This window comes from Treponema pectinovorum (genome assembly GCF_900497595.1).
Classification (GTDB): Bacteria; Spirochaetota; Spirochaetia; order Treponematales; family Treponemataceae; genus Treponema_D; species Treponema_D pectinovorum.
Map to the genome: position 1 here is coordinate 132,172 of NZ_UFQO01000003.1, position 13,387 is coordinate 145,558.

The following is a 13,387-nucleotide window of genomic DNA, read 5'->3' on the forward strand; positions in this document are numbered from 1 at the left end:
ATAATGTGGTTAGGAGTTTTTTAAGAGATGTTTTTGCTTAATAAGCTTGATATATTTTCTGTTTTTTCTTTGATTTTTGTTCCGTCGCGGATTAAAAGAGCTTTTTTGTTGGGAGTTTTTGCTCTTTTTTCTTGTGGTTTTGTTTTTTCTACTAATTTCACTTGGACTGGTGGCGGAAGTCCTCTCCAATGGAATGACCCTGTCAATTGGTCTCCTGATGCTCCAGACGTTGACGGCTATCCAAACGATTCTAGCGATAATGTAATCATAAATAATGCTACAGTTAGTGTTTCTGGTGATGTTGTATGTGGAGCAATAAACATTACAGGCTCGTCTTCGCTTACTATAAGTGGAAAATTGACGAATACTGGTGCAATATCTTCTAGCGGGAATATAAGTCTTGGCTCTTATGAAGGACACGGTGCGAGCATCGATTGTGCTGGCAGCTTTACTGCTACAAGTGGGGCAACTTTTAGGGGGCATGTAAGGCCGTCGTCTATTAGTATTGGGGGGGACGTAATTTTTGGTTCTGATGTTACTGATGTTACCACGGCAGGTAATCAAAGTTACGGCGGAGTTGTGAAGTTAAATAACAATTTTAATTTCGAATCTGCATCGGGAACTGTAACTTTTAACTCTAATGTGCAATCTTTGAATGCAAATTTAAAGGCTTTATCTATAACTGGAAACGCAGTTTTTGTTTCTGCGATAGGTTTAGGAACTTCACTCTCCTCTGTTTCTGTTAGCGGAACGACTTCTGTTGGTGGAAATATTACGACCAGCGGAAGTCAAACTTACGGAAGCGACGTTACGCTTACTTCTAGCAGTACTTTGTTTACAGGAAGCTCTGTTACTTTTAGTGCAAAAGTTGATGGTTCAAGTTCTCTTTCTGTAGCAGGTGATGCGGTTTTTGGAGGAGCGGTTGGCTCTGTAACTGCACTTTCTTCAGTTTCTGTTAGCGGAACGACTTCTGTTGGTGGAGATGTTACGACCAGCGGAAATCAAACATATAGCGGAAATTTGACTTTAACTGCCGATTCTGTTTTTAGTTCTTCGGGTGCAATTGCTTTTGGAACTTCATCTGCAAACACTGTAACTACATCGTCCCACACTTTGACGGCAAACTCTGGAACTTCAAATTCTGTAACCTTTAATTCAAGCCTTTCTAACGCAAAGATTAAATTGGTTTCATCTACCATTTTTAAAACCGATAATGATTTTTCTTCTTTTGAAGCGGATTCTTCTGTAAACTCTTCTGCGTGCACCGTTACCTTTGAAGACAATTCAACTCAAAATTTTACAAATTTTTCTTGCAACGGAACAAGCGGTAAGGAAATCACTCTAACTTCTGCTTCTCAAAGTTCTTCTTCGCCGTGGAAGGCTGTTTTTTCGACCAAGCCGACAAGTTCATCGTTTGCTTATACGCTGGCTGGATATTGTAATTCCGTAACCGCTTCAAATGTTGCAAATGAACTGGATTTAATTCCTTCAACTGCAACTGTAAAAGATTTAAATATGAGTTCGCCAGCAACTATGACGACAAAATACTGGTTCACTCAAGAATTTGTTTGGAACGGAACGACGGACAGTTCTTGGACAACGGCTTCAAACTGGCAATATTCGGACGGAACAACTGCGCTTACATATCCAGATGACACAAAAGGAACAAGCAAAATAACGATTGCAGATTCTGCCCTCAATGCTTTGGTTTTAACTTCTGCAGTGTACATAAATAAAATTTCTGTCGGAACTTCATCATCTGCTTCGTGCAAAGTGGAACTTTCAAATTTTGCACTGAATACTTCTTATCGCTCTGGCTCTAATTACGGCCTTACAAATTTTGGAACAATCGTGTTTTCTGGAAGTGGGCGCTTTTACTATAAGGCGACATCGTCTTCTTCTGCTGTTTTGATAATGGATAATGCCAGAGGAACTGTTGAATATAACGGTGCAAGTGGAAACATTACAGATATTTATAATGGCTCAAATTCTACGAACGATTACTACAAACTTCTTATAAAAAGTGGAACTTGGACTATCCAAAACTCCCATTCTTCAAACGAAAATAACATCAAAGCGGCTTCAAGTTTTACTGTAAATTCTGGAGCAACTTTGGTTTTGGAAGATACGGCGGTTGTAAATAGTGCTCTCGTGAACAGGGGAATTTTGCAAGTGGACAGCGGCACGGCTGGAATCTGGGAAAACTTTACAAATGCGTCTGGGGCAACTGTTCAAAACGATGGCAATTTGCTTTTTACTAAAGAATGCCAGAGTGTAAGTGATGGGGGAAGTTGGACATTTGGTTCTAGCGGTAAGGTTTCTTTTGCTGCAACAAACTCTGATATAAGTTTTACAGAAACCGCGACTGCAAATTCTTCAAATTCGTTTAAATTTGATACTTCATCATTTAATTCAAATTCGCTAAGCATAAGCGGAGTTTCAAATTCTGCACTTTTAAAAATCGCTTCTTATACTGGTGGCGGAAGCGGAACTATAAACTTTAGCAATACTAATTTTTTGCAGACTGCACCTGTTTTTTTCAGCGGAACTGTTACTCTAAGCGATGTGGTAAAACTTGCAGGAACTTTGAGAGTTGGTTCTGGGCAGACGACTTTGGCTGGAACGGTAGATGCAAACGCTGTCGATATAGCAAATTCTGCAAAATTGATTGGCGGTGCAAACAAGATTTTTACAGTTAAAAGCTCTTGGACAAATGCAAACTCTTCTGGCGGATTTGTGGCAAATACGAGCGAAGTTATTTTTGAACTTTCCGCAGATTCTTCTTTAAGCTTAACTGGAACAGAGATTTTTTATAAACTTGCGATAAAAAATCATAAATTAACGGCGACAAATGCTGTTTCTGTAGGGCAAAGCCTTTCTATAACGGATTCTGCCAGTTTTAGCGGAACGAGCCTCGTAACAAGTGCAGGTGCGACGGCAAATTTTAATGCTCTAAATAGCGATAGTGCTCCTATTGTCCGCACTAGTGGAAATCAAACTTATGGAGGAGCATTAACTCTTGGTGTTAATTGTTTTTTGCAAGGAGCAACAGTGATCTTTGCCGGTGCTGTTGAAGGAACTTACAATTTAAAGGTGAGCGGGAACGCAAATTTTAATTCCACTGTTGGCTCGAGTTTCGCCTTAAAAGATGTTTGGGTAACGGGCAATGCAGAGTTTGGCGGTGTAGTAAAATCGCAAAGCGTCGACGTTTCTGGAACAACAAAGATAAAAACAGCAAGTATAACTACGACAGGAGTTATATCTTCTTCGTTAACAGGAGAAAGCCAGCGATACGCCGGCGATGTAACGCTTGGAGCAAATGCAGTTTTAACCGCACCCGCTACAAAATCGATTGGCTTTGGGGCAGGAATAACAGACGGTGCAAACTCTTATGCGATGAGTATTGCTGGTGCAGACGTTGCAGTTGCAGGTGCGATAAATATAGATGGCTCGTTTACGGCTGGTGCAAATGCGAGTGTTGCAGGTGCAGTAAATTGTGCAGTCGTTTCTGTAACTGGCAATGCGGTTTTTGGTTCTGATGTAACTTCTTCTGCAAGCATAACGATTGGCGGAACAACTTCTGCTGGCGGAAATATCACAAGCAACACAGCGCAAATCTATACTACTCTTGTAACGATTGGCACTTCTGGCGTTGAATTTAAGTCAACTGCGGGGGATATAAACTTTGGAACGAGTGCAATCAATTCAAATTTAATTACAGGAAATTCTGGCTATGGATTTACTGTAAACACAACAGGTTCTCATGTTACAAATTTTTATGGAGTAATCGCAAATAATCCAGAACTTACGATAAAAGGTAATGCGAATATATATCAGGCAAATTCCTTTACAAGTTTAATAGCACAATCGCAGGCTGGAAAAACTTTAACTTTTGGTTCTGGGAAAAAACAGACTATTACTTCAAAAATCTTTCTTTCTGGAACGCAGGATTCTAAATTAAATTTAACTTCAACTGGGCAATGGGAACTTTTCCTAAATCCTAATACGATTGCAGAATCAACTTCATCTTACGGAATTGAATATGTTGATATAAAAAATTGCAAAAACATTACAAAAAACGGCTCTGCTGACTATTATCTTACAGCTTTAAAAAGCAGCGACAGCGGAAATAACATTTATTGGAATTTTCCAGGGATGGAATATGTTTGGAGCGGTGGCACAAGCGATTGGTTTACTGCTGGCAACTGGGTTCAAAATTCTGTTCCTGGACGTGGCTCAACTGTAAAGATTCCAGCGGTAGCTTCTCCGAGTGTTTATCCTTTGCTCACTGCCGATATAGATATTTCTTATCCGTCGTATTCAAATCTCGATTCTGACACCCCTGGAACTATAACTGTAGAAGAATCTGCGGAAATTGATTTTGCGACTTTCGATGTAACGGCTGGAGAATTTACAAACAACGGTTTAGTAAAACTCAACGGAAAATCAATTTCTGTTCCTCAAACGATTTTGGCGACAATGGCGAACGGCTCCTCTTCGACAGTAGAGTACGGCGGTACAGATTTAACCGATTTTGTTTGGGATGGAAGTTCAGAGGCAGGATTTCAATATCAAAACCTGCGCATAAAAGGAAGTGCAGTCGTAAGTTCAATAATAGAAGTTTCTGGCACAACTTTAATAAATACGAGTGGCGATGTTTCGCTTTCTGGAGCAAATATTTTTACAGGCGATGTCTCTGTTAGCTCAACTGGCGATGTTCAGTTAAATGCTTCCAGTGAATTTTCTTTATCCGCAGGAGCAACATGCAAAAATCTTAATATCGTAAGTCCTGTCGTATTAAAAGGCGCTGTAACGAGCGTTGCAACTCAAATTTATGGTTCAACAGTAAAGATAGATGGGAATTTGACAGGAACGGTGCTCACATTCAAAGGCGACTTAGATGTAAGGAATGCAGTCAGTTTTGATGCAAGTTCAAAGATAGAATTTTCTAAAGCGGCAGCACAAAATGTAAGCGGAACTATGGCAGTAAAATTTGATTGCCCGACCGTAAGTTTTACCAGCGATTTGACGATTGCAAATCCAATAAATTTTGAACAGAGCACAGGCTTTGCTGGCGGAACCAAAAAAATTACTTTTAATCAGAAAGTCAATTCTTTGGGTAGCGCAAACGATGTAAGCTTTACCTGTGGAAATGCAATTTTTAATTCGAGCATAGGCGAAACCCTTGCGTTAAAAGTGCTTTCTATAAACGGCAATGCAGAATTTAGCGGTGCGGTAAAGGCAGAAAGCGTCGACGTTTCTGAAACAACAAAGATAAAAACAGCAGGCATAACAACGACAGGGGTAATCGCTTCTTCGTTAACAGGAGAAAGCCAGCGATATGCAGGCGATGTAACGCTTGGAGCAAATGCAGTTTTAACCGCGCCTAGCACAAAGTTAATTCGCTTTGCAGCAGGTTTAACCGATGGTGCGGACTCTTATTCTGTGAGCACAGTTGGTGCAGACGTTGCAGTTGCGGGGCAAGTAAGCATTGGAGGCTCATTTACGGCTGGAGCAAATGCGAGAGTTACAGGCTCTGTAACTTGTGCAGCGCTTTCTGTAACGAGCAATGCGGTTTTTGCTTCTGATGTAACTTCTTCTGCAAGCATAACGGTTGGCGGAACAACAAAATTTTCTTCATCAACAGAGCAAAATGTAAGTTCAACTTTGGGTCAAACCTATACTGGCGATGTTGAAATTTCTTCTGGTGTAAAATTTAAAGCAAGAGGAGATTTTTCAATCGATTCTGTAATAGGACCAGGTTCTTTTGATGCAAAAGTTTATGACGGAAAATCCTTTACAGCGTCTGGAACATTGGGAAGAACAACTGCTTTATCTTCTATAGATATAACCGCTGGCAAATTGCAGTTAAACGGTTTTAATTCCAATGGAACTGCCGATTTTAAAGCATTGCCTTCAACTGCTGGCGTATTTGGAAGTGGCACAACAGCAAACACAATAACGATGATTTCTGGCGATTATGTTTCTAGTGGAGCACAAAATTTTAACGCTGTTGGTGGAGTTAGAGTTTTAAACGCTGCACCACTCGTATGGAACGCAAATGCAAATTCAATCACGCTTTTGAATTCTCCGCTTTTTGTTGATTCCTCTTCTACTCTGGCTCTTCTTTCTTCGATTTCCGCTCACAATATTTATTTTTATTCTGGAAATATTTCTTGTTCATCATCTATAACTTCGGTTCAAGATTTTGCAATTTGGGGTAGTGCTTCTTCTTATGACGATCCTCGTTTTGCTGGCACAGATACTCGCTTTGCTTACTACGGTTACGATTCTTTGATATACAAAGCGTCTTCAACTTTTGGAACAAGCCTTTCATTTTTGGGCGCGACTTTAACTATTGGAAAGAACTTTTATCTAAACGGTGCAAATCTTTCTGGAGCAACGATTTCGATTCAAGATAATTCACAATCGAATCCGGTTTTTAATGCAACCTCTTCTGTTACAGAAAAACAATGGGGGATTCCTTATGCGGTGGCGTTTAATTCAACTTTGAATAATTTGAGTGTTACAGGTGGCTGGCTTTGTGCTGGTGCTGTCGATAGCGAAACTCACGGACAAACGCAGGGCAACACTTTAGCGGGAACAAATGCAAATGTTCAAGGCAGTGTTCCTCGTATTAAAAATGCGTATTCGGTTTATGACGATGTGGTTTTTGTTGAATTTGATATGCCTTTGGAAAATTCAAACGGAGAAATTGCAACTAACATCGGCTTAACTTCTTCATCAACTTCGGCCGCATCTGGAGGGATATTTTATTCAAATGGAACAAAAAAAATCCTCTCTGTTTATACAGATGCTGACTGCACCACGCCTTTAACAAATGACGCAGGCGATGTGAGTTCTTTTTATATACGCGCTGAAGAAACTTGGAACACAGACGCAACAGGCACGGCTTCGTATAATGCACTTTCGACGAATTCGCTTGACTCAACCGACCGCTCTGGAACTCATAAAAATCTTACGACAGACCTTTCTATTTTGGAAGGAATGTTTACCGCTGCAAACGGACACACCATGAGCAGAAATTACGGCGCAGGATTGGAAAATTCTTCTGTCCCTCTTTCATTCAATAAAGTTGAAGACAGGGCAAGTCCTGTTTTAATTGCAGTTTATACAGGTCAGGAAAAACACAGCGTTTACGATTCTATCATTGGTGCAACCAGCCAAAACGAATACGATTCTCATAATTTTATTGAATTCAAATATTCAGAAGCGGTGAACATTGGAAATCTCGCCTTTAATGCTGGCGATTTGAATGCAAGGGCAACAGTTTCTTTTGCAAACTCTTTAGAACACGGCGCTCACATTACAGGAAGTGGAACAACTGCGAACGGAAATGGTCTTACTGTGGAAGGATTTGCTCATCTTGCGTCTGGCAAATTGATTTGTGCTTCTAAAAATTCAAGCGATTCTCCGCATGCACTTTACAGAAAATTCAGCACAACTTCATCTGGCAGTCCAGCTGCACAGACCCACAGATTACGTTTAAGCGTTGCAGGATACGTAGACGGAACAGTAACTCACAATTCAAACTTATACAGAAATTGGGTTGGCTATATAGATTCGGCACAAACTCCAAGCGGTGCAGTAACAAGAATCTCAAATTCATTTATAACGGATATAGCAAAAGACAAAGATGGAAACAATATTTTTACAGCCTTAGACAGCGTAGGAACTGAAAATCATCCTCTGGGCGACATTGTAGTGAATTCTACAACTCAGGAACTGTATGGACTTTGGGATGTTCTTCCGCCAGTGATTGCTCCGTTCATCACTTCTGGCGAAAACTGGACTTCCTGGGCAGCAGGTTCGCATTCAAGTTCTTACGAGATAATCGGTGCCTCTACAGGCTCTTATATCGAGTCGATAGAAGTTCATCTTTTTGATAACAATAAAAATCAAAATTCTTCTTTGGGAGTTGACTATTGGTGGAAGTCCAAAAAAGGCTGGATGGAAAACATAAAAACGCTTCCAGATACTTTTGGAGGGGCAAGACCATTTGTAACTTCGACTGTTACTTCTCAAAGCCAAACCTCAGGTGGAATAAGGCGCTCATCTCTTGCAGGCGAAAATTCTTCGTTTAGTTATATTGTCGGTTCTAATTCCGAAAAATCGGCAGGGTCTGCGGAAATAGGGCAGGTTGTGCGCAGTTCGCTTTTCCGCTCTTCTACAGATAACGCTACAGCAAGCGACGGCCTGTATTTAAGCATTCCTGTAAACGACAGTGACACTTATCTCCCTATTAGAAGTGCTTTTAATTTTTATTACGAACCAGCAAATAGTTTTATCACGGATTTAGCAGGAAACCGCCTTGCTTCTTCATATAGCCAGAAAACTTCGTTCGCTTCTGTAGATTTAACTGCGCCTTCTTATGTTATGAGCCTTGCTCCAATAGGAAACAACAAGGTTTATGTTATATTCACAAAAAAGCTCGCATATACGGATCCAAACGGTGACTCTTATGCATTTGGCGATTTGGATTCCACTCAACTTTCTGATGCTCTGAATGAAATTAAAGACAGTTTTAGAATCTGCCAAAAACAGACAAATACACCATATTCTGGAATATCAATCGCTTCAGTTGAATACGTATCTTCGTCCGACGAATACACCGCATTCCTGTTCAATTTAGTGGGAAAAATAACGCTCGACAATATAAAAAATCTTTGGATTAGAAATATCGGGCACGGTACAGATACAGTTGGCGATATAGTTACAGGAGACCCGATAAGCGACACAAAGATACACGACTTTATAGGAAATTATCTTACAAAAAATAAGGCACATGCAATTTCGGACTTTGCGATAAACGCAGTGGATGTCTTGTATGCTCATGCTTTACCTAAAGATAATGACGACTGGGACGAACAAGGCATATACGGAAACGATTTTGAATCTAAAGCAGAAAATTACGCTGTTCACGATTTTTCAGAAACGCAAGGAAATTACGGCAAACTTGTAAGAGGACGCGACATCGTATTTAGAACAAGAATAATTGCTGGGCTCGATGCAAATGACGATTATATTCTTTCGACGGACACTTTTAAACTTTTGGCTACAAAAAAGACAAATCTTACTTCTTTTATGATAAGCGATAAATTAAACCGACTTACAGGATCTTCTTGGAGGCTTTGGCTTCCAGAAAAGATGAGCGCACTTGCGACTTCAGAAGTTTCAACTAGTTTGCTCGAAACGCTCACTCCTGACACTTCAAATCCTCCAGCTATACCGCTCTATGATTACAAATTTGCATCAACAACTTTTGACCCTGGCGATGAAATTCAATTTTTGTTCGAGGTGCAAGGCGTAACAATAGATCACGATGCAGATTTTGACCCAAGTTTTTTTGTTCCTTCAAGTCCAACCGCAGAAATTCCGCTCTATGCGCTTTGGATGCCAGAAAACAAAATAAATTCCAAAGGTTTTCCTTTTGTTGACCTTTGGTCATTCGGAATAAAAGATGTGAGTTTACAAAGGGGTGGCGTTTCAATTTTGAACAATGTCATAAATGTAAATGTCCGCGAAAAAACCGTAATTCAAGTTGACCAAGCAAGAGACGGCATCCTGAATGTCTTTGTCATGACGCTCGACGGCAACATCGTAAAAAGGCTTTCGCACGGAACAAAATCTCAAGGCACGCATTTTTTCCACTGGGACGGAACGAACAATGCAGGCAATCCTGTTGCGCGTGGGCTTTATTTTGTGCGAGTTACCGGCCCTGAAATCGACGAAACACGAAAAGTTTTGTGTGTAAAAGAATGATTTTTTCGCGTCAGTAAAAATAATCTTTATTGACGCGAAGTTTTTATTTGTTCATAATCAAGCGTATGGTTCAAAACCTTAGAAAAAATGTTCGTTTTTCAGATTTTGGCAGAGCAGAGTGCGAAGACCTTTGTCCAGTTGCTGGCGTTTTGGATGATATTTCAAAATCGGGCTGTAAAATTCACTACGATGCTCCAGTTAATCTCAATATGGAAAATGACTACGAAATTCATATAAGGCTTTCAAGAGAGAACACTGAACCGTTTGTTCTTTATTGTCATCCGCAGTGGCAAAAAGAAAGAGCAGACGGAACAACAGAAATCGGTTTTTCGTTTTTGCATTCTCCGGATTCTGCTAAATTGGAGTCTTACATAAAGCAACTTTCCGAAGAAAATTACTCTTCTGATTTTGATTCTCTATTTCCTCAAGAAACTTCATGTCAGTTTGTATAACAAAATTGTCTGGAACGGCATTTTTGGCTTTTCCTGAATCTAAAAATCTTTTAGAAAATGAATTAGCTGAACGCTTTGATTTTGGCAAAATAGAAAAATCCTTGACAATTTCTGGGGAGCGATTTTCTGCAAACAAAAGTGTCTGGTACGGAAATTTGCTTTTTTGCCCAGATTTTAAAAGAGAAGAAATAAAAGAAAATTCAAAGGTCAAATCAAATTCAAATCCTTATTGGGCAAGCCTTGTTTTGTATGAACCCTTTTTGCTCAATTTTCAGTCTATTGGCGAAGCGGCAAAATCGTTAAAGGAAATTCAGCGGAATTGGGCTGGAGAATTCTATAACTTTTTTAGGCGTGGCGCTTTGATTCAGGAAAAATTGCCGTATATAAATTTAAAACCAAAAAAATTTTTTAAAACCGACGAAACCGGTAAAAATATATTTTCCCTTGAGATTCCGCACACTCCAATGGGATTTTTCACTTTGATTGACGAAAATACGATTCTTGCAAGTGCAGAAACTTCGAGTTCAATTCCATTTGGAAGAATCGTTTTTGAAGAAGACCACGAAAATCCTCCGAGCCGCGCTTATTTAAAATTGCAGGAAAGTTTGACCCTTTTTAGACATTTTTCTGGATTAGAACTTCCACATTCTGAATCTAAATGTTTTGAAGCAGGTGCGTGCCCAGGCGGTTGGACTTGGGTTTTAAAAGAACTTGGTGCTCAAGTGTTTGCAGTAGACAGAGCAGAACTCGATTCAAAATTGATGAAAGACAAATTGATAAAATTTGCTGCTCACGATGCATTCACTTTAAAGCCAGAAGATGTAGCAAAAGAATTGGGAACGAAGCCTGTTGATTGGGTTTTTAGCGATGTTATCTGTTATCCGCAAAGGCTTTTTGAATGGGTAAACCTTTGGATAGAAAGCGGTCTTACAAATAATATGATATGCACAATAAAAATGCAGGGCGAAATAGATTGGTCTTTGGTACAAAAATTTGCTGATATAAAAAACAGTCGTGTTCTTCACTTAAATTACAACAAACACGAATTAACTTGGCTTTGGTCAAAATTTTGGGACAACTCCAAGGATTAACGCCTGCAACATTTTTTTTACATCAACATTTTGTAGACGGAGATTTTTTATACCAACTTCCCGATTGAGATTCTGCTGTAAAACGAAGCCGAATTTTTTAATCCAGTTTTTCTATATCGTAAGGAGTTTCCTGATATACGTAGTAGTTTAGCCAGTTGCTGAAAAAAAGATGAGCTGTGCTTCGCCACGAATTTTTAGGCTTTTTTGATGAATCATCATCTGGAAAATAATTTAGGGGAACATCAATATTAAGACCTTTTTCCTTATCTCTAAAATATTCTTTGCTCAAGGTTTCTGTGTCGTATTCTAAATGTCCCATCATAAAGATAAGTCTATTGTCGTTAGACTTAGTCAAAGTTATTTCTGCATCTTGATTTTCTGCAAGAACCTGCAATTTTTTTTCTTTTAAGATTAAATTGCGGTGCACAGAAGTGTGACGACTCGTTGGAACTGGGAAAACATCGTCAAAACCACGCAACAATGGCTCAGATTCTAAAATTTTGTGATTTTCAAAAATCCCAAAAGCCTTTTTATCCAAAGCAAATTTTTCAATTCCATAATTGTGATAAAGCCCTGCCTGAGCACCCCAGCATATAAAAAGCGTGCTAAAAACATTTTTTTTTGCGTAATCCATTATCTGACAAAGTTCGTTCCAATAATCGACATCTTCAAACGGCAACTGTTCAACAGGAGCACCGGTTATTATCATTCCATCGTATTTGTTTTTAAAAATGTCGCTCGAAGGAATATAAAATTTTTCCAGATGCTCGCCGCTTACATGAGTGGACTCGTGCTTTTCCATCCTGACGAGCGAAATATCTATTTGCAGTGGCGTATTGCCCAAAAGACGCAAAAGTTGGGTTTCTGTCGTTTCTTTTGTGGGCATAAGATTTACAATCGCAATCTTTAATGGGCGAATATCCTGTTTTGACGCTCTGTTTTCTGTCATCACAAAGATATTTTCTTTTTCCAGCACAAGTCTTGCTGGCAAGTCGCTTTGAATTTTTATAGGCATGGCTTACTGTAGCAAATTTTTGAACTTTTTACTATCATAGGATTCCTATGGCTTACTATGAACGCAAACTTGCTTTAAAAAAATTAAAGGCGTTATATTTTTCTACAAAGGCGGAAGTAAAAGATTTCAGGCAGAAGATGGAAGAGCTTTTTGAAGAGCCAATTCTTCCAAACGGCGTTGATTTTGAAGAAAAAAAGTATTCAACCGTTTCCTGCGACATCCTTTCGCCAGTTTTATACAGTACTCGAAGGATTATTCTCTATATTCACGGCGGATGTTTTGTCGGCGGTTCAAGAAAAGTATACAGAGCGTTTGTTGCGTCTTTGGCTTCCAGTTTGTCGAGCAGGGCAGTCGTACCAGAATTCAGGCTTGCACCAACTCATCCTTATCCTGCATCTTTGGACGATGTGCAGACTGTTTTTCGTTCCATCTATACAGAAGAACTTGTTGCAAACTCTTTGGACAACGCTTCTGATTTGCAAAAATCAAAACCAGAAATAATAATAATGGCCGACGGTTCTGGAGCTTCCATTGCGATGGGGCTTATTTTAAGTCTAAAAGAGAGATTCCGTCTTTCAGTAAAAAAAGTTGTTCTTTTTAGCCCTTGGCTTGATGTGAGTGTGGATTCTCAAAAATTTCAAAAAAAGAAGTCAGGCGACAACCTTACAAACGCGTTGGCAATAAAAAAATCTGCCGAACTTTATACTTTTCAAGAAAATCGAAATAGTCCACTGGTTTCTCCTTTAAAAGCGACAAGGGAGCAGCTGGAAAACTTTCCTCCAGTGTATATTCAAATTGGCGAAGATGAGTTTTTGCGCGACGATGCAGAAAATTTAAAGGCAAAGTTTTTAGATTCTGGAATTGAGTGCGAAGTAGATGTTTTTAAGGGGATGCCAGCGATGTTTCAAATGGCAGACGAGTATTTTAAAGAAGCCCATCTTGCAATCGAGCGGATAGGCTCGCTTTTTACAAAGCGAAAGATAGATTCAAGCGACAGCCAAACAGAAATTTGGCTTACTTTGGAAACAAAAAACGTTAAAAACTAA

Annotated in this window: 5 protein-coding genes; 4 read left to right on the forward strand and 1 reads right to left on the reverse strand. The window is 39.5% G+C overall.

Going from position 1 to position 13,387, the window contains the following annotated elements; translation table 11 throughout:
- Positions 1-27: 27 nt before the first annotated feature.
- The 3 genes from FXX65_RS05315 (at position 28) to FXX65_RS05325 (ending at position 11,326) form a co-directional block, all read left to right on the forward strand.
- A complete protein-coding gene (locus FXX65_RS05315; protein WP_147615396.1) occupies positions 28-9,783 on the forward strand; it encodes a FlgD immunoglobulin-like domain containing protein in 9,756 nt (3,251 codons plus the stop codon).
- A 65-nt stretch (positions 9,784-9,848) separates the two neighbouring features.
- Positions 9,849-10,235 carry a PilZ domain-containing protein gene (locus FXX65_RS05320; protein ID WP_147615397.1) on the forward strand — a complete coding sequence of 129 codons (387 nt, stop codon included), beginning with the start codon at positions 9,849-9,851 and terminating at the stop codon, positions 10,233-10,235.
- On the forward strand, positions 10,220-11,326 hold the full coding sequence (locus FXX65_RS05325; protein ID WP_147615398.1) for an SAM-dependent methyltransferase: 1,107 nt from the start codon (positions 10,220-10,222) through the stop codon (positions 11,324-11,326). Before FXX65_RS05320 ends, FXX65_RS05325 begins: the two co-directional genes overlap by 16 nt.
- 97 nt (positions 11,327-11,423) lie before the next feature.
- Here FXX65_RS05325 and metA read toward each other — a convergent pair whose 3' ends face one another.
- Complete coding sequence (gene metA, locus FXX65_RS05330) at positions 11,424-12,341, reverse strand: homoserine O-acetyltransferase MetA (protein ID WP_147615399.1); 918 nt, start codon at positions 12,339-12,341, stop codon at positions 11,424-11,426.
- A gap of 47 nt (positions 12,342-12,388) precedes the next feature.
- Here metA and FXX65_RS05335 point away from each other — a divergent pair, with 47 nt between their 5' ends.
- The gene (locus FXX65_RS05335; protein WP_147615400.1) at positions 12,389-13,387 is read left to right on the forward strand and encodes an alpha/beta hydrolase fold domain-containing protein; all 999 of its coding nucleotides are present in this window, start codon (positions 12,389-12,391) and stop codon (positions 13,385-13,387) included.